This is a genomic window from Enterococcus sp. DIV0187, assembly GCF_051713785.1.
Lineage (GTDB): Bacteria > Bacillota > Bacilli > Lactobacillales > Enterococcaceae > Enterococcus_A > Enterococcus_A avium.
Genome location: NZ_JBIOQO010000001.1, coordinates 717442 through 734275, shown reverse-complemented (window position 1 = coordinate 734275; position 16834 = coordinate 717442). Strand labels below are relative to the sequence as shown.

The 16834-nt window shown below is 38.7% G+C and carries 19 protein-coding genes; 6 read left to right on the top strand and 13 right to left on the bottom strand.

Annotated elements, in window-relative coordinates; all coding sequences use genetic code 11:
* The first annotated feature begins 32 nt into the window (after nt 1–32).
* A complete protein-coding gene (locus tag IGI52_RS03585) occupies nt 33–575 on the top strand; it encodes a guanylate kinase (RefSeq protein WP_049221609.1) in 543 nt (180 codons plus the stop codon).
* Here IGI52_RS03585 and IGI52_RS03580 read toward each other — a convergent pair.
* From IGI52_RS03580 to IGI52_RS03555, 6 genes are all read right to left on the bottom strand, one after another.
* Complete coding sequence (locus tag IGI52_RS03580) at nt 555–1214, bottom strand: GNAT family N-acetyltransferase (protein ID WP_176674587.1); 660 nt, start codon at nt 1212–1214, stop codon at nt 555–557. The genes IGI52_RS03585 and IGI52_RS03580 overlap by 21 nt on opposite strands.
* A complete protein-coding gene (locus tag IGI52_RS03575; protein ID WP_438780504.1) occupies nt 1204–2115 on the bottom strand; it encodes a sce7725 family protein in 912 nt (303 codons plus the stop codon). The genes IGI52_RS03580 and IGI52_RS03575 overlap by 11 nt, the downstream gene beginning before the upstream one ends.
* A 4-nt stretch (nt 2116–2119) precedes the next feature.
* Nucleotides 2120–2806: a hypothetical protein gene (locus IGI52_RS03570; protein ID WP_154059961.1), complete on the bottom strand. Its 687-nt coding sequence runs from the start codon at nt 2804–2806 to the stop codon at nt 2120–2122.
* A gap of 74 nt (nt 2807–2880) precedes the next feature.
* Nucleotides 2881–4206: a dihydrolipoyl dehydrogenase family protein gene (locus IGI52_RS03565; protein WP_438780503.1), complete on the bottom strand. Its 1326-nt coding sequence runs from the start codon at nt 4204–4206 to the stop codon at nt 2881–2883.
* 73 nt (nt 4207–4279) lie between these two features.
* Entirely contained in the window at nt 4280–5236 is a 957-nt protein-coding gene (locus IGI52_RS03560) for an ABC transporter ATP-binding protein (protein ID WP_016180276.1), read from the bottom strand.
* On the bottom strand, nt 5237–6772 hold the full coding sequence (locus IGI52_RS03555) for an ABC transporter permease/substrate-binding protein (protein ID WP_049221629.1): 1536 nt from the start codon (nt 6770–6772) through the stop codon (nt 5237–5239).
* A gap of 214 nt (nt 6773–6986) precedes the next feature.
* Here IGI52_RS03555 and IGI52_RS03550 point away from each other — a divergent pair, with 214 nt between their 5' ends.
* Nucleotides 6987–7553 (top strand): hypothetical protein, encoded by a 567-nt coding sequence (locus IGI52_RS03550; RefSeq protein WP_016180278.1) that lies wholly within the window; start codon nt 6987–6989, stop codon nt 7551–7553.
* A 40-nt stretch (nt 7554–7593) separates the two neighbouring features.
* On the opposite strand, the gene IGI52_RS03545 is transcribed toward IGI52_RS03550, so the two are convergent.
* The 6 genes from IGI52_RS03545 to IGI52_RS03520 all read right to left on the bottom strand — a co-directional run bounded on the left by IGI52_RS03545 (nt 7594) and on the right by IGI52_RS03520 (nt 10861).
* Entirely contained in the window at nt 7594–7896 is a 303-nt protein-coding gene (locus IGI52_RS03545) for a YciI family protein (protein ID WP_127979061.1), read from the bottom strand.
* Between the two features lie 15 nt (nt 7897–7911).
* Nucleotides 7912–8211 carry a YciI family protein gene (locus IGI52_RS03540; RefSeq protein WP_311895015.1) on the bottom strand — a complete coding sequence of 100 codons (300 nt, stop codon included), beginning with the start codon at nt 8209–8211 and terminating at the stop codon, nt 7912–7914.
* A complete protein-coding gene (locus tag IGI52_RS03535; RefSeq protein ID WP_438780502.1) occupies nt 8211–9128 on the bottom strand; it encodes a helix-turn-helix transcriptional regulator in 918 nt (305 codons plus the stop codon). The genes IGI52_RS03540 and IGI52_RS03535 overlap by 1 nt, the downstream gene beginning before the upstream one ends.
* 108 nt (nt 9129–9236) lie before the next feature.
* Nucleotides 9237–9452: a hypothetical protein gene (locus IGI52_RS03530; RefSeq protein WP_016180282.1), complete on the bottom strand. Its 216-nt coding sequence runs from the start codon at nt 9450–9452 to the stop codon at nt 9237–9239.
* A 71-nt stretch (nt 9453–9523) separates the two neighbouring features.
* Nucleotides 9524–9865 carry a metal-sulfur cluster assembly factor gene (locus tag IGI52_RS03525; RefSeq protein ID WP_016180283.1) on the bottom strand — a complete coding sequence of 114 codons (342 nt, stop codon included), beginning with the start codon at nt 9863–9865 and terminating at the stop codon, nt 9524–9526.
* 96 nt (nt 9866–9961) lie between these two features.
* Nucleotides 9962–10861, bottom strand: a complete 900-nt coding sequence (locus IGI52_RS03520; protein ID WP_048721417.1) for a YitT family protein — start codon at nt 10859–10861, stop codon at nt 9962–9964.
* 213 nt (nt 10862–11074) lie between these two features.
* Here IGI52_RS03520 and IGI52_RS03515 point away from each other — a divergent pair, with 213 nt between their 5' ends.
* Nucleotides 11075–11566 carry a YajQ family cyclic di-GMP-binding protein gene (locus tag IGI52_RS03515; protein ID WP_016180285.1) on the top strand — a complete coding sequence of 164 codons (492 nt, stop codon included), beginning with the start codon at nt 11075–11077 and terminating at the stop codon, nt 11564–11566.
* 243 nt (nt 11567–11809) lie between these two features.
* On the opposite strand, the gene IGI52_RS03510 is transcribed toward IGI52_RS03515, so the two are convergent.
* Complete coding sequence (locus tag IGI52_RS03510; RefSeq protein WP_016180286.1) at nt 11810–14152, bottom strand: helicase C-terminal domain-containing protein; 2343 nt, start codon at nt 14150–14152, stop codon at nt 11810–11812.
* A 366-nt stretch (nt 14153–14518) separates the two neighbouring features.
* Here IGI52_RS03510 and IGI52_RS03505 point away from each other — a divergent pair, with 366 nt between their 5' ends.
* The 3 genes from IGI52_RS03505 to IGI52_RS03495 all read left to right on the top strand — a co-directional run bounded on the left by IGI52_RS03505 (nt 14519) and on the right by IGI52_RS03495 (nt 16834).
* The gene (locus IGI52_RS03505; protein ID WP_137439931.1) at nt 14519–15145 is read left to right on the top strand and encodes an MBL fold metallo-hydrolase; all 627 of its coding nucleotides are present in this window, start codon (nt 14519–14521) and stop codon (nt 15143–15145) included.
* A gap of 23 nt (nt 15146–15168) precedes the next feature.
* Nucleotides 15169–15873 (top strand): histidine phosphatase family protein, encoded by a 705-nt coding sequence (locus tag IGI52_RS03500; protein WP_016180288.1) that lies wholly within the window; start codon nt 15169–15171, stop codon nt 15871–15873.
* A gap of 127 nt (nt 15874–16000) precedes the next feature.
* The gene (locus IGI52_RS03495; RefSeq protein ID WP_102871212.1) at nt 16001–16834 is read left to right on the top strand and encodes an undecaprenyl-diphosphate phosphatase; all 834 of its coding nucleotides are present in this window, start codon (nt 16001–16003) and stop codon (nt 16832–16834) included.

The window sequence follows — 16834 nt, the reverse complement described above, 5'->3', positions numbered from 1 at the left end:
TTCTTTATACTATAAAAAAGGACGTGTTAATTATGAATCATTGTTACCTATTCATCGGACCAAGTGGTTCAGGAAAAACCAGCTTGGCTGAAAAAGCCTTCGCTCCTGAACAAAAAGTTATTTCGTATACGACGCGCCCCCCACGTGAAGGTGAGGAACATGGTCGTGACTACTATTTTGTATCAAAAAAGAAATTCAAGCAAATGGTCAATGATGACCAATTTGCGGAATATGATGTTTATGATGAAGAATTTTACGGCATTGCTAAATCAACTTTGCGAGAAGCCCTAACTGCCGGTAATTGCTATGATCCGATAACCACAACCGGCTTTATCAATCTACATCGGATTTTTGGTGATCAAATGGTTCCTATTTGGATCAATATTTCGCAGGAAACAATGATCGCCCGTCTTGAAAAAAGAGCAACACCTGAAGAATTAGAGCGCCGTTTAGCAATTTTTCAAGAGGATGTAGAAAGTCTTGAACGATTAAAAAAATTTCCCAATCTGATTATCATCAATGGTGAAGCTACACTAGAGGAAATGCTGCTTCAATTACGTCAAGCTCTGGATTAATTGAAATGCTTTGCGTTCTCCGTGCTCAAATGGGAAACAGATCATTCCACAATAAACAAACCCTAATTTTTTGATCAAATGCAACATTGGCTGATTAGCGGGATAGGTATCGATCCGAATGTCTTCAAAGCCTAAAAGCAAAGCCTGCTGAATGGCTGAATTTAGCAATTTTCCCCCTAATCCCAGTCCACGATAATTTTGACTGACTGCGACATGATGCAATGCTACATAAGGTCCATTACTCTGCCATGTCCCATCAATTGCTTCATAGACAGGATCTTTTTCAGCAATCAGCGCAACCGTTCCGACGATCTCACCTTTAAGAGTCAGCACATAGCTGGCTTTTTTTTGTATATCTTCGCGAATCACCGCTTCGTGAGGCTCGTGACCATTTTGCCACTGGGGTGATCCTTGATCCTTCAAATATTGTTTAGCCTGATTGATAATGGTACCAATCTCTGGAATATCCTCATAGGTGCTCAACCGAAAATCAAAATCCTGTTCCTTCAGATCGCTAGTTTTTGCTTCATTGCCAAAGGTTAAGATCGTTTCCGCATCTTTTTTACCCAGAATGCCTCCTAAGACTTCCCCCATTTGTTTGGCTTGTCTGACAATAAAATCTTCATCTTCATATCCCATTATTTTTCCATCCTCTCTGCCAATGATCCCCATGTTCTAAAAAGGCTCCAACCAACTCCAAATGATGTGCCAATGACCATTTCTTGATTGTCCCCAATCCGGGAAATTTTCGCGTTTCTTGGTAGTGTAGTAATTCTTTTAAACCAAGAGTCAGTAATAGCTGATCCTGATTACGAAAATACCATTCAGACAATTTTTCTAATGCTACGAAAAATTTCCCACTTTGATCCTGCGCGGATTCATTACTATCAGATACAAAATGTTTCACTCTAAGATTAAAGTACGCATCAAAATAGCTAATATGAATGGCAATCGCGCGACTTGGACCACCTTTATCAAAATAATGACTGCCCTCAATTGTGTAATCGCTAAATCCCTTTGAATCAGGTGCTAAATAAAGATGCTCATCGCTATAAAAATCATCTATCTTTTCAGCATAATTAGCAACATTTTTTTTCGCTTGAAAAGCTTCTCTAAGCAAAATTTTATTAGGTACATCTAAAACTCTGAATCTTCCCTGATCTGGGATGACTGTCAGTGCACTGTTTGGGATGGCTAAATCTTTCACTTTACGCGAAGAATGTGCGTTAAATATATAAAGTTCAGCCTCAAAAGGAGCTTCTTTTGCCACGATTTCCGCCATTTTTACGCTGGAATCCGTACTCACTTTCCATTCAAAACGTTTTTCAGTAAAAAGCTTGGCTGTGCCTACTTGAGGATTTGTGATCAAATAGCAAACAAGCTTCTTTTGATCAAACAATTCAATCGTCTTTTTTAATGTAGGTGAATCACGAACAGGTTCGATAATCGGCCGAATTTTTTTCGACCAGCGTACTTCTTTAATTAAAGTATTAACCGCAAGCAGGTCAAATTGCTTGCCACGTAAATAAGGATAATACATAGGCTCACTCCAATGGCTCTGTCGAACGACGCCGAACCTGTCTTTGCTGACGTAAAAAGTCATAATCTTGCTCTAATGCTCGTAATTCTTCTTCTAAACTTTCGATGCGAGCTGCTTGCACATCTTCAATGAAGCGCTGATAGTAATTATTTTCCTGTAGGCTGTCCTTTTCATCCAAGCGTCGCCGCAACTCTTTATAAAGCTGTTCTGTCGAAAAAAAGCTTGTGCCATATGACATGCGCTTCGCTTTTTGGACCTCGCGAAACAGCGAAGCCATGAACCGTTGAGTAAGAGCTGTTTCTTCAACTTGCAAGGCTCTTTTTACTGGTTTCTTTGCAACAAAGAACGTGCCATCAGCAGGAAGTTCATCCGCCTGTGTGTATGGTCGGTAAACTAAGACTCCAATCTCACTTGGAATGTCCTCCAGTACCTTCAAATACAATTCTTCCGTTAAAACAAAATAATTGTAATGCCCAATAAAAGAAAGCTTTGCCTTTGAATAAAAATCAGCTCTTGTCACCTTAAGCTCATAGCAACGCCACTCTGTAGTATCTGGTTTAAAAAAACAAGCTAGTGTATCGACAATTCCTTGATCATCCGGCATTGTGACTTCTTCAACGACGATGCCACCAAGTTCAATACAATAATAATAAAGTGCCTTCTCGATTTCTTGTGTTAATGTTGTTTTCATCTTCTCACCATGGGAACGTATTTTCGTAAACTTTAGCATAATTGTACTAAAAAAAACAGAGGTTGCCCTCTGTTTTAAATAAAATATGAAAGATCACTAGCAGGACTTGGATAGGCGAAGATAAATTTTTCAATTTCTTCATGTGTCATTTTCTTTGTTAAAGCGATCAAGAGATAATTGATGACTTCATCTGCTAATTGACTTAAACAAGTTATAGCAGCGATTTTATCTTCTTCATCATAGACAAATTTGATTTTTGCCCCTTGATCGTTGATTCGCTTATAAGTGTACCAGCAGGACAAATCCATTGTTTGTGAATGGTATTTTTCCGGATGAGCAGTAAGCTCTCTTTCACTTATCCCTAATCTTGCAAGACGTTGATCTCCAAAAACGATCGTCGGAATCAATGGATATTTGATCGCTTCAGCGGAGTCCGCCATAGCTTTGACAACATAACCTGCTTCAAAACTTGCTACAGGAGTCAGTTTTGGTTGACTCTTCGCTACAACATCTCCGCAAGCAAAAATATTTTTTTGTGTGGTACGTAAATGATCATCAACTTTTATTCCTTTTTTATCATAAGTAACACCGGCTTTTTCTAAATTCAAAGCCTCCACGTTTGGTATTCGACCAGTGGCACCGAAAACTCTGTCAGTGATCAGTTCAAAATCTTCACCCGTGATACGATATTGCGGGTGATTCAATTCAATTGCTTTTGTATTTACATTAAAGTGAAAATGAACGCCCTCTGATTTCATATGCTCTACTAAAGCTGTCACCAGTTCTTGATCAAATTCTTTCAATGGACGATCATTGTGATGAATAATATGAACCTCTGATCCAGCGGCACTAGCAATCACGGCCAATTCGAAAGCAATATACCCTGCACCGATAAAAGCAATTTTTTCAGGTAAGTGTTCTAAAGCTAAAAAATCCGTACTGCTTTGCAGCAAGTCCTGTCCATCAATCGGCAACACGGATGGCCGTTGGCCTGTTGCAATCAAAAATTGATCAGATGCTAAAATTTTATCATTAACGATGATTTGATGAGCATCAATAAAACTGGCCTGACCTGTATAACGATCAATTTCAGCTGCATCTATGCCATCTTTAGTATTTTGCGGAACACTGTCTGTATAGCTTCGCTTAAAGGTCATCAAATCTTCCCAAATGATTTTAGGTGTTTGTTCAAAGCCTTTGCCAACCATTGTCTCGATTCGTTTTTGCGCCTCTACTCCGCTCATCAGCATTTTTTTAGGATCACAACCACGATTAGGGCAAGTACCGCCCCATAGATCCGATTCAATAATTGCTACTTTTCTTCCCTGCTCCTTGAAACCGTAAGCAGCGGAATTTCCAGCAGGACCGCTGCCAATTACAATCACATCATATTTTTCCATTGTTAGTCCTCCATATTCTCATGCCGCATACCATTTTGTTTCACTCAAACTTAAAAGGTGCCGTAATATATTATTAGCCGGCTTCTTGACTTAAATAACGGAACACATCGCTCCGATTAATGATGCCAATTATTTTGCCATTTTGCTTCATTGCAAAAGCATCATGCTCGGCTAATAGATCAAAGACTTCGCTCAAGCTGGTATTAATAGATAATGCTAATAACTCAGAGGCTGCTGTTTCTGATTTTTGATAAAAGCCACCATTATATAAGACTTCTAATGTGTGTGTATACACTTCATCCGTCGTTTCATCAAAGAATTCTTCCACAAATTGATTGGCTGGATGTTTTTGAATCTCTTCAGGTGTATCACACTGAATTAATTTTCCTTCGTGCATGACCGCGATTCGACTGCCGATCTTCATTGCTTCCTTCATATTATGAGTCACGAAGATTACGGTATTACCTAACTTTTGATGCAATTCTAATACAAGGTCTTGAAGACTTGCGCGTGAAATTGGATCAAGGGCGCTAAACGGTTCATCCATTAAGACAATGTCCGGCTCTGATGCCAGCGCACGAATGATTCCGATCCGCTGTTGTTGACCGCCTGAGAGCTCGCTTGGCATCCGATCTCTAAATTGATCAGGATCCATATCGACCTCCCTCAATAGTTGGTCAACACGTTTATTGCGTCGTTCCTTATCCCAGCCGAGCATGTCAGGAATGACTTCAATGTTTTCCTTAACGCTCATGGTAGGAAATAAAGCAATCTGCTGTAAAACATAGCCAATCTGCCAGCGTAGCTTCTGAATATTGTAATCTTTGATTCGTTTTTCTTTAAAGTAGAGATTCCCATCGGTCGGTTCAATCAAACCATTGATCATTTTTAGCGAAGTCGTTTTTCCACTTCCTGAAGGACCAACTAAGACAAAAATTTCTCCTTTTTTCACTTGGAAGTTCAAATCCTTTAAGACTACATTGCCTTCGAACTCCTTGCTTACATCTTTAAATTCAATAATTGATTCCATTTATTTCTCCTCCCCAATGATTTTTTCTTTCACCAAGAAGTCATGAGCAACTTTAGCTGGCTGTTCCTTTTTCACATTCACTAGATAGTTCATTTCGATCATTTGATCTTCAGTAATCTTGCCTGCCAAACGATTCAAGGCTTTGACAATGTCGGGATGTTTATCAGCAAACTCCTTCTTCATTAATGCAGCACCTTGGTATGGTGGGAAAAGATGAAGATCATCCTCTAAGGTCACCAGATCATATTGCTTGATCTCACTATCCGTTGAGTATGCATCAATCACATCGACGTCACCATTATTGATTGCTTGATAACGCAGGGCAGGTTCCATACTTTGAACCGAACTTAATTTCACGCCATATTTATCTTGAATTCCACGATAACCGTCTTGACGATCAATAAATTCCAAAGTAAAGCCAGCTTTCAATTGATCTTGTTGTCCCTGCAATTGAGAAATTTTAGTGATTCCACGTTTTTCTGCTTCACTTTTCTTCATCGCTAAAGCATACGTGTTTTCATAATCCATGGGTTTTAATAAACGCATATCAAATTGCGAAGCTAGTAATTTGTTTGCTTCTTTGTACGTCTTTTCTGGTGATAAATTATCCGGCGTGCTTTTAGGAACCTTGACTAAGCTTTCTAAAACGGTACCTGTAAATTCAGGATAAATATCGATTTGATCACTTTTCACCGCGCTAAATAAGAAACTGGTTTTTCCAAAATTAGGCTTTAATTCCACATTGATCGAGGAATCTTCATCCTTGATAACTTCCTTATACATATTGATTAAAATGTCTGGTTCAGAACCTAATTTCCCGGCAATTGTTACTGTCTCACTGCCAATTGGGTTGTTTTGAGCAAAAAAGATTCCGCCAATGCTTAAACAAATAACTCCAAGAGTGATCAGCGTTACTTTCCCGCTTCGATTTTGTAGAAAACGGATCAAGGTACTGAAAATGATGGCTAGTAAAGCGGAGCTGATGGCCCCAATTAACGTCAAGTTTGGATCGTTACGGTCGATTCCCAGCAAAATGAAAGTACCAAGGCCGCCTGCTCCAATCAAGGCTGCCAATGTTGCAGTACCGATGATTAAGACCAAGGCAGTCCGAACTCCGGAAATAATGACTGGCATCGCCATAGGTAATTCAACTCGCATCAATTTTCGCATGCGTGACATCCCGAAAGCATCAGCCGCCTCTTCAATTGATGGATCAATCTCAGCCAATCCAATATAAGTATTTTGGAAAATCGGCAATAATGCATAAACTACTAAGGCGATCAAGGCGGGAACTGTACCAATTCCAACGAAGGGAATCAGCAAACCTAGTAATGCCAATGACGGAATTGTCTGTAAAATACTAGTAATTTGTAAAACGACTTCGGCTAATTTTTTTCGTTGACTCAATAATATCGCCAACGGAATCGCGATCACTATGGCAATCAACAGAGCGCTTAAAGAGATGGCTAAATGCTCAAAGATCGCCGATAGCAGATCGTCTTTTCTTTCACTAAAGGTATTAATTAATTCATTCATAAAATATCCTTTCAAATTTATGACTTGTTCTCATTATAACTTAATCAAAAACGGAGACAAAAAGATTGGCTCGCTCAAAAAGTAGTATAATAATGATTGGAAATTATTCAGGAAATAATAGTTCTGATTAAACGAGAGAGTGCCTAAGATTTGGCACAAGGAATGATGTTTAATAACTGTAACTGAATAATTTGAAAAAGAAAGAAGGAGAAAAATGAAATCAATTGATGAATTAAAACAAATTCAGCGTACAACCCAAGAAAAAACTTATTCTTATCTGAATTCTCACCATTATAATTGGTTTAAAGCAATAGATTTGAATTTATTGAATAGCGATGGCTTCACCAATTATTTTTTACGAATCAAACAAAATGAACCAGAAATTTTTGAGGAATTACAGGAAAAAGTACTGAATGCGACAATTACGAGCTTTAAACAAAATTTGTCTGATTCGGATAGTTTTGTTCTGGTGACCGCCTCCTGGGCAAATGGTTTTGTTCCTGAAAATGCTGAAGCAGCGATGCAGGACCTTGATCGTTATTTGAAACAATACACTATTCAAAAAGACCCCTTGATTGGAATCAATCAAATGAATGCAGATCTAAACCAAGTCTTGATGCAGCATCTTCCAAAAGTTCGGCGACAGGATTTGCGCTTGATTTATCGGCTGCTTTTATTAAAAGAAGCTTCGGAAAAAGACGTTCAGACTGAACTTTCATCATTAAATGATCCTACTAAAATAAGAACTACGGCCGCTCTAAAACTTTTTCGAAGCTTCTAAAGCAAAAAGAAACGACGTGTGACTGGTCGTTTCTTTTTGCTTACTTTTCTGCCGAAGCTATCATCACATGCCACTGTTTCAGCTCATAGTGATAAAGTCCACTCTGAATGACTGGATCCGCGTCTGAAATGGCTTGCGCCTCTGCTAAATTTTCAGCTTCAAACACTATCATGGCTCCATCAATTATCTCCGTCGTCATATCGCCAAATACTCCAGCAGTTAGATAACGTTCCTCCGATAGTTGTTTTAAGTAAGCCGCAGAATCTATCGCTACCTTTTCACTGACTTCATCCTCACCATTTTTAAAGTCAATCCGAACAAATAACGTCTTTCCCGATTTCATTTTATTATCCCCTTTCTATAATAAATAGTTATTTTCTTTATTGGCTGCCTGCAATCGGTGGAGCTCGTATGTAGCATAACCGTTAATAATTAAAGGTTCTTTTTGACAGATTGCTTCGGCTTCTTCATAGCTGTTTGCCTTCAGAATAAACATTCCAGCCATTCCTGGGTAACCCTTAAACGCTCCAGCTAGTTCGATTGTGCCTTCTTCATCCAGTTTTCTTAAGTTTTCGATATGCTCAGTAACTCCTGCCTTATTTAAACGGCGATATTCTTTGGTTTTCTTAATCAACATGACATATAGCCATTCCTCCATTAGTTCTCCTCCTTGTTATATTGCTGAGCAATTTTCAATGCTCGTTTTTTAACTTCTTCTCGCGCTTTTAATGGTTCAAGTATTTCTACATGAGGTCCGAATGAAAGTAAACGATGATACGTCCATTCGTTCAGTGGATACATAACTGTCACTAAATAGCTATCATCCGAACATCGCTTCACTTCATCTTCATGAAACTCATCAAATAAACGATAAGCCATTTCTGGTAAAAATCGAAGCTTGAAAAATACGTATTCAGTATTGCAGTCAGAATGAGCTAAAGAAAAATCTTCAGGTAGCGTTCGGTCAAAATTTTGTTCTAAAACATGTATTCTTTTCATCCGGGACAATCGAAAAATTCGTATGTCCTGTTTAACGTGACAATAGCCAATAATATACCAAGCATGGGACTTAAAGCTTAAACGAAGCGGTTCCACGTTTCTTTCAGATCGTTGCAATTCAGAATTGAAATAATCGAAGGCTAGAATATATTTTTGAGTAATCGCTCGACGTAATTCAGAAATCGTGATTTTCTCGTCCTCACTGCTTCCCCAATAACTAAAATCAATTTCTAGCCAGTCATCAGCTGGCACCTGATTAAAAAGTGCACCGATTTTCGTTAGCACTTGATCCGCGTCAGGGTAATTTGATGCTTGTAAAATCTGTAGACCTTGATAAATCTGTAATTGTTCCTCGGTCGTCAAAAACGATTCATTTAAGCTGTATCCATCCATCAATGAAATACCGCCTCCTGCGCCCTTTTTCGAAATAATAGGAATGTCAGACAAGCTCAGAGTTGTAATATCACGATAAATCGTTCGCCTAGAGACACCAAAGTAATCCGCCAATTCTTTTGCAGTAACTTGTTTTCGATTAACGATATAAAAAATCATTCGTACTAATCGTTCAATCTGCATATTGCTCCTTCCTTTCGCTTAAAACTATACTAATACTAATGAGACAATAAGCTGTCATATTAAAAATAAAAAAACAGAAAAAACACTTTCAATCATGTTTTTTCTGTTTTATTTCAATCGAATAATCTCGCGCTCAATCAGTGCAAGGGAAAGTTTTAAGGCTTTAACTCGTTCCTTTGACAGCGTAATTTGGGCTTTCACATTTTTACCTGCAGTTTGCTTTTCCTCTAATGAAATGATTGCCTGCTCAATTTTATGCAGTGTTGAAGCTAGCGACTTCTTCGCAGCCAAATAATCGGCCAATTCATAATCTTCCAAGTGCATTCGCCTCCTTAGTTCAATTATAGCAAAAAAAATCTCCTCTCAAGAAAAGAGGAGACAAATTTCTAGATATATTAACGGATGCCTAGTGCAATTCGCGCGTAACGACTCATTTTATCCGTTGTCCACGCTGGGTACCAAACAAGTTTTACTTCTACATTGGTAACTTCAGGAATCTCAGCCAATGCTGATTGGATATTGTCAGTCAGGATATCTGCTAACGGACAGCCCATAGTGGTCAAAGTCATCTTGATGACAGTATTCCCAGTCTGTTCGAAATCTACTTCATAGATCAAGCCAAGGTTAACGATATCGATACCTAACTCAGGGTCAATCACTGACTCTAAAGCAGTCAAAATAGTTTCTTTAATTTCAGCTATTTCTGCATCGGTCCATTTTTGTGTGTTCTCTTCCACCTGCTCCACTCCTTTCGAGTTTCAAGAAGTATTTTACTCTATCTTGATGCTTTTGTAAATGAGAATTGAAGCCTGTTCATTCTCATTTAAGAATTGTTACTTACTATTTTGTGACTTCTTCAATTGAAGTTGTTCATCTTGTGTTAAGAAAGTCCCGACAACCGAATCTGTAGCTACGATATTAGTGAAGGACTGAGGGTCAACATCTGCAACTACCTGCTTCAATGCATATAATTCATAACGTGTAAAAACAATCATAATCATTTCTCGTTCACTAGAACTGAACCCTCCACGTGCTTGAATGACAGTCATTCCTCGTAGAAGTTCAGTATTTAAAGCCGCCCGCATGTCAGCGCTTTTACTTGTTGTAATAAAAGCAGTCATTTTTTGGTGACTAGTATGAACATAATCGACAACTGTACTCATAGTAAAAATCGTAATGATCGTATATAAGGCGCTTTCCCAGGTGAAAAAGAAGCCTGCAACAACCACGATGACTCCATTTAAAAGCATCATATAATTTCCGACAGTTCGGCCAGTCGTTTTTGATAAAAGCAATGAAACGATATCCAGTCCGCCTGTTGTAAAACCAAATTTTAACGATAGTCCAGCGCCGATTCCCAACAATACACCACCAGTGATCGCATTCATCAATACATTATCCGTGACTTGACCAGTAGGAACAATCGTCGTAAAGAACGACATCGCAATCACATTGGCGAAACTTAAAATCATTGCTGACTTTCCTAATTTAATAAACCCTAAAATGAATACCGGAACATTTAGAAGAAAGATTAAAATCCCAGTATCAATGGATAAACCAACATTTGAGAGCAAATGCTCTACGATTTGGGCAATCCCAGTCATACCCGCAGAAAAAACATTTGCTGGAATTAAGAAATAATTTAGTCCAACAGCACCGGTCAGACCTGTAAATAATATGACAAGGATTTTTTTTGTTAAATCCTTTGATGTATAATTAATAACCTTCTGCATCCATGATTCCCCTTTCATTTAAAACCTCTAATAGAATAACAGGTTCTCTCATCAATAATCAATCTTTTTCCATAATAGATTGGAGAATAATTATGGCTTTCTTAGCAATTTTTGATAAACTATAAGAAATGGATTGGAATGTCCAAATGTAGGATACACGGCATTCGAATCCTTAGGAAAAATAAGTAGCTAAAGCAAACAAGGAGGATGTCTATGGCTAAAGATGCAAGCTTTGATATTGTTTCGGAACTGAATAAAGAGGAAGTCAAAAATGGTGTGCAAATTGCGCTAAAAGAATTAAAGAATCGCTTTGATTTTAAAGGTAGTCTCTTTGACATTAAGCTAGAAGGAAATCAGTTAGTCATAAAGGCTGAAGACGAATACAAAGTGGAGCAAGTCAAGGACGTACTTTTCAGCAAATTAATTAAACGCGGTGTTCCTTTGAAGAACATTCAGTTTTCTGCTTCAGAACACGCGTTAGGCGGAAATGCTCGCCAAGCAGCAGAATTAGTAAATGGAATCGATAGAGAAAGTGCTAAAAAAATCACGACAGCGATCAAAAACAGCAAAATCAAAGTAAAAGCACAAATACAAGAAGACCGACTGCGAGTGACTGGAAAAAGCCGTGATGATCTGCAACAGGTCATTGCATTAGTAAAGGATATCGAACTGCCGATTGACGTACAATTCATTAATTACCGTTAAAAACGGTTGTGACAGATGGGGTCAGCTTCACGAAATTTCGACTTATTTTTCAAAGAAACTATTTCTGGAACATACCTCAAAATACCGCTTATTCAGAAAAAGGAGCTGTGACAAGTCTTTTGTCACAGCTCCTTTGCCTTATTTGAAGCTAATTGATGGTTGTTAGGGAATTGTTTGGTATTTCGTTTGCGATATTTTTATCAATGATCAAGATTGAAGAGAATAAATTTATCGCTAGAATTTTTATTCCCTTTCTTGCCAAAATTCGCGTGACGCATGTTCTACCTCTGTTGCTCCGTATACTATTTTTCGATCTGACCAGCTAACTGGCAACAGCTTTTGATAGTGTGGATTGGTATAACGCTGATCGAGTAACAAAATAATTCCTTGATCTTCCATTGTTCGAATCACACGACCAGCAGCTTGAATAACCTTGTTCATACCTGGTAACTGGTACGCATAGCTAAATCCTTGATTGCGTTTCTCATCGTAGTATTCTTTGATCAATTCTTGTTCATGGTTGACTTGTGGCAGTCCTACACCGACTACCACGGTTCCAATCAATCGTTCGCCAACTAAGTCAATTCCCTCTGAAAAAATCCCGCCTAACACGCAAAATCCAATCAGCGTTCTCTCAGGCTGATCGACAAATGCGGCCAAAAAATCCTCTCTTTCCGCCTCATTCAACTTTGAACCCTGAATCTGAATCGCATATTCTGGATAAACGTCGTGGAAATAATCTGCCACCTGGTCTAAGTATTGAAAGGATGGAAAGAAAACAAGATAGTTGCCTGTTTTTGTTTTTACCAATCGTTCTATAGACGCGGCAATTTTGGGAATACTTTGAGTGCGCATTTGATAGGTCGTTTGGATACTGGCATCTACCAAAACTAAACGATTTTCATTTGGAAAAGGACTTGGCAAACGATAGGTTAAACTATCCTCACCTCCGCCTAAAACCTCTTGATAATAATCTAGAGGTGAAAAACTAGCAGAAAATAAGATACTGCTACCGACCTTCTCCATTGTTTGCTCTAAAAACCAAGAAGGATCAATACAATACTCTTTTACAATCAAATCATAGCTCTTATGTTCAACGGTTGTTTGATAGTGATCGTCATAGAATTCGCTCATCCGCGTGAAACGGATAATTTCAAAATAGACTGGCAGCATTTTCTGCTGCGCTGGATGATCGGGGTTTTCTGCCAGCCATTCCTTGATCTGTTCTTGTAATTTAAACAAACTATTGATCAAACTTTCAGGAGCAGCCTGCTGATGGTGATAGGCCTTGCCCTCTAGCGATTGATGGATTAGTTCAAACTCATTATCAACTCTGGTAAATGCTCTGTTCAATTTTTTAAAGGATTTATCTAAGTCTTTTTGCATCTGCGCGATATTTTCCCTAGAAATACTAGCCGAGTACATTTCTTTTGAACGATTGACTAGATTATGAGCTTCATCAACTAACACTAAATTTGTTTTATTCTCTTCTTCAAAGAAACGGCGCAAATAAACCGTTGGATCGAATAGATAATTATAATCACCAATGACCAAGTCACAAAAACGACTAATATCTAATGACAATTCAAAAGGACACAGCTCATGCTTTCGGGCGTATTTTTCAATGACTGGACGTGTATATTGATCATCATTGTTTAACATATCCCAAAGGCCGTCGTTGACCCGATCATAATATCCCTTCGCGAAGGGGCAATGCTCTGGTGTACAGTTGCGTTCTGTTAAAAAACAAATCTTGTCCTTGGCCGTCAATGTGACACTTTTAACCCGGGCATCTTTTTTCGTGATTTTCGTGACTGTTTCTTCTGCTACCTGACGGGTAATAGTTTTGGCAGTTAGGTAAAAAATTCGCTCACCTAATTCTTCCCCCATTGCCTTAAACGTTGGGAAAAGAGTAGACATAGTTTTGCCAGTTCCCGTCGGTGCTTCCACATACAGTTTTTGCTGGGCATGAATCGTTTTATAGACAGCCGCGGCCAACTCTCTTTGACCTGCTCGATAGGTATCGAATGGAAATGCTAGTGACTTTAACGAGTTATTACGTGTTTCTCGCCATTGCATTTGAAAAACTAGCCAGTTCTCATATCGCTCAATCAAGTCATTGAAAAAATCTGTCAGTTCTTCAAAGCTAAAGGTCCGAAGCTGACGCGTGATCTTTTCTTCCGTTGTTTGAAAATAGGTCAAACGCGTACCGATTTCCGTTAATTCTTCTTGCTCACTATAAATATAGGCATAAACCATCGCTTGATAGAAATAGAGATCGATAATTCCCGTCTCAAGCTCTTCAAAGGGCGTTTCCGAAGTTTTAATTTCATCAATAATTATTTTATCATCTTCTAAATAGATACCATCTGCTCGTCCTTCGATTTGAACGGCAGTTTCAGCAATCTCAAGTGGCTTTTTCAACCAAACCTCTTTTTGGTAGCCTTCGCCCGCTTCTTTTTGCAATTGACGATGAATTCGGGCGCCTTCTTGAGGTGTATGATTACTGTTTTTTCCTTCATCAATACTACCGCGACGCAAGATAAATTCAACGAGTTCGCGAATCGCTATTTTTTTGACTACCATACACTTACCTCATTCTTCGTTTCTATTCAATGATTCTCAAAATCATTTTGCTGTTTCACCATAGAAGATTTTCAATCACTCGTCAAGTTTTATTGATACTTCTTTTTTTATCGATCGCTTTATATGGATAGAAATGAATATTGGAGGCTCTTGATTTAAATCCATACTCGTCACTCTCATTAAAATGATTCACAAAAAACCTGATTGAAATGTCAAAATCGGTCAGAGGAGCCGCATTTTTTTTACTTTTAAGGTATAATGAAGAAGGAATTCGTGATTCTAAGTTTATTGACACTCATTTTGAGTCAGCAATAGTGAATCGAATCAAGAAATATACTTTTAGTTTTCAGGGGGAAAATAAAAATAATGATTCAAATCGAAGGTTTTGTTACTGGAATCGCGCAAGAAAATTGCTACTTGATTCATAACGAACACAATTTATTGATTGTTGATCCTGGCTCAGAGGGGGATCGCTTGATTCAAGAAATCAAACGCATTGGAAAAACTCCGCAAGCTATTCTTTTGACGCATACGCATTATGACCATATTGGTGCGGTTGAACAGCTGCGAAATAACTATGAGATACCAGTATATGTGAGTCCACTGGAACAACAATGGCTAGGCGATCCAATCTTAAATCTTTCTGGACTTGGGCGCCATGATAATATGCCCGACCTGATCGTTCAACCAGCGGAATACGAATTTGAAATGAAGGAGTATACAATTGGCGATATGACTTTTCAGGTTGTACCGACACCAGGACATTCGATTGGCAGCGTTAGCTTCATTTTTGATGATTTCGTGGTAGTTGGTGACGCGCTGTTCAAGGGAAGCATTGGACGAACGGATCTTTATACCGGCGATATGCAGCAATTGCTCTACAGTATCAAAACATATCTCTTCACTCTTCCGCGGGAATTGCCAGCTTATCCAGGGCATGGGCCTGCAACGACGATCGGTCATGAGATCGATACGAATCCTTTCTTTAACTAATCAACTTTTTGGAGGTTTTAAATATGGCAGAAACAAATCTTTATATTGTTCGACATGGTAAAACAATGTTCAATACGTTGGCTCGAGTGCAGGGCTGGTGTGACACTCCCCTTACTCAGAGCGGGCGTGACGGCATTCACTATGTTGGTTTGGGCTTGCAAGACACGAAGTTTGAAGAAGCTTATTCCAGCGATTCGGGTCGAGCAATCGAAACCATGCGCATTCTTTTGAGCGAACATCCTGACGGAAAAGATATTCCTTATCACGTTGATCCCCGTATTCGGGAATGGTGCTTTGGTTCTTTAGAAGGTGGTTTTGATGCAGAGATGTGGGGTGTTTTACCACGAGTATTGAACTTCAAGACTGAAGATGAGCTTTTTGCAACTGAAGTAACTTTTGAGGAAATCGCCAATGCCGTTTTCGCTGCTGATACAGCAAACTGGGCAGAGCCTTATGAAAAGCTGCGTGATCGTGTATGGCAAGGTTTTGAAGACATTGCTCAACATCGGGAAAAGCAAGGTGGCGGAAATGTCCTCATTGTTTCTCATGGATTGACGATTGCTTTCTTATTGAGCTTAATCGATTCAAAGCAGCCGGTTCGTGCAAACCTGCTTAACGGCAGTATCAATCGTTTGCGTTACGAGAATGGAGAATTCTCCATCCGCGCAATCAATGATATCAGTTATATGGAACGCGGAAAAACCATCTCAGATCAAATTGACGAATAGAAATTGGAACTGTCGATATCTTATCAGCAGTTTTTTTTCTTATAAAAAGCTTAGCCTTTTTTCGATGGTCTTTTTAAAGGTGAAACGGTATACTAATGATTGTTATCAATTTGAAAGGACGTAAACTATGCTTATTGCCAATATTTTTAAAGCAATTATTCTTGGGATCGTCGAAGGGATTACCGAATGGTTGCCAATTTCTTCCACGGGTCATTTGATTTTAGCAGATGAGTTCATCAAGATGAATATGAGCGCTGCTTTTACTGAAATGTTCAATGTTGTAATTCAGTTGGGCGCTATTTTAGCTGTGGTGGTTTTATATTTCAATAAACTCAACCCCTTCTCATCTAGTAAATCGCATCAGGAAAGAAATGATACTTGGACATTATGGTTCAAAGTAATTATCGCCTGTTTGCCTGCTGCGGTGATTGGATTGCCGCTAGATGATTTTTTAGAGGCCCATTTTCACAAATTCTTACCAGTAGCGATCATGCTGATCGTTTATGGGATCGCCTTTATTGTTGTTGAAAGACACAATAAAACAAAAACACCTAAATGTACCAATTTAAATGATTTTACCTATAAAGCCGCATTGATTGTTGGAGCCTTTCAGCTGCTATCCTTGATTCCCGGAACTTCACGTTCTGGAGCAACGATTTTAGGGGCTATCATTATCGGAAGCTCACGCTTTGTAGCCACGGAATTTTCTTTCTTCTTAGGTATTCCAGTAATGTTTGGTGCTAGTGGATTAAAAATCGTCAAATTCTTGTTGAATGGAAATAGCTTTGGTATTTCAGAAATCGTTGTTTTATTAGTCGGTATGGTGACTGCCTTTGTTGTTTCGATCATTGCTATCAAATTCTTGTTGGATTATATTAAACGAAATGATTTTACCGCTTTTGGCTGGTATCGAATCGTTCTAGGAATCATCTTGATCGGCTATTGGCTGATTGCTATGTAG

What these genes read in the sequence shown, in the direction of transcription:
- IGI52_RS03585 (WP_049221609.1), top strand. Translation starts at nt 33, where the DNA reads ATGAATCATTGTTACCTATTCATCGGACCAAGTGGTTCAGGAAAAACC.
- IGI52_RS03580 (WP_176674587.1), bottom strand. Translation starts at nt 1,214, where the DNA reads ATGGGATATGAAGATGAAGATTTTATTGTCAGACAAGCCAAACAAATG.
- IGI52_RS03575 (WP_438780504.1), bottom strand. Translation starts at nt 2,115, where the DNA reads ATGTATTATCCTTATTTACGTGGCAAGCAATTTGACCTGCTTGCGGTT.
- IGI52_RS03570 (WP_154059961.1), bottom strand. Translation starts at nt 2,806, where the DNA reads ATGAAAACAACATTAACACAAGAAATCGAGAAGGCACTTTATTATTAT.
- IGI52_RS03565 (WP_438780503.1), bottom strand. Translation starts at nt 4,206, where the DNA reads ATGGAAAAATATGATGTGATTGTAATTGGCAGCGGTCCTGCTGGAAAT.
- IGI52_RS03560 (WP_016180276.1), bottom strand. Translation starts at nt 5,236, where the DNA reads ATGGAATCAATTATTGAATTTAAAGATGTAAGCAAGGAGTTCGAAGGC.
- IGI52_RS03555 (WP_049221629.1), bottom strand. Translation starts at nt 6,772, where the DNA reads ATGAATGAATTAATTAATACCTTTAGTGAAAGAAAAGACGATCTGCTA.
- IGI52_RS03550 (WP_016180278.1), top strand. Translation starts at nt 6,987, where the DNA reads ATGAAATCAATTGATGAATTAAAACAAATTCAGCGTACAACCCAAGAA.
- IGI52_RS03545 (WP_127979061.1), bottom strand. Translation starts at nt 7,896, where the DNA reads ATGAAATCGGGAAAGACGTTATTTGTTCGGATTGACTTTAAAAATGGT.
- IGI52_RS03540 (WP_311895015.1), bottom strand. Translation starts at nt 8,211, where the DNA reads ATGGAGGAATGGCTATATGTCATGTTGATTAAGAAAACCAAAGAATAT.
- IGI52_RS03535 (WP_438780502.1), bottom strand. Translation starts at nt 9,128, where the DNA reads ATGCAGATTGAACGATTAGTACGAATGATTTTTTATATCGTTAATCGA.
- IGI52_RS03530 (WP_016180282.1), bottom strand. Translation starts at nt 9,452, where the DNA reads ATGCACTTGGAAGATTATGAATTGGCCGATTATTTGGCTGCGAAGAAG.
- IGI52_RS03520 (WP_048721417.1), bottom strand. Translation starts at nt 10,861, where the DNA reads ATGCAGAAGGTTATTAATTATACATCAAAGGATTTAACAAAAAAAATC.
- IGI52_RS03515 (WP_016180285.1), top strand. Translation starts at nt 11,075, where the DNA reads ATGGCTAAAGATGCAAGCTTTGATATTGTTTCGGAACTGAATAAAGAG.
- IGI52_RS03510 (WP_016180286.1), bottom strand. Translation starts at nt 14,152, where the DNA reads ATGGTAGTCAAAAAAATAGCGATTCGCGAACTCGTTGAATTTATCTTG.
- IGI52_RS03505 (WP_137439931.1), top strand. Translation starts at nt 14,519, where the DNA reads ATGATTCAAATCGAAGGTTTTGTTACTGGAATCGCGCAAGAAAATTGC.
- IGI52_RS03500 (WP_016180288.1), top strand. Translation starts at nt 15,169, where the DNA reads ATGGCAGAAACAAATCTTTATATTGTTCGACATGGTAAAACAATGTTC.
- IGI52_RS03495 (WP_102871212.1), top strand. Translation starts at nt 16,001, where the DNA reads ATGCTTATTGCCAATATTTTTAAAGCAATTATTCTTGGGATCGTCGAA.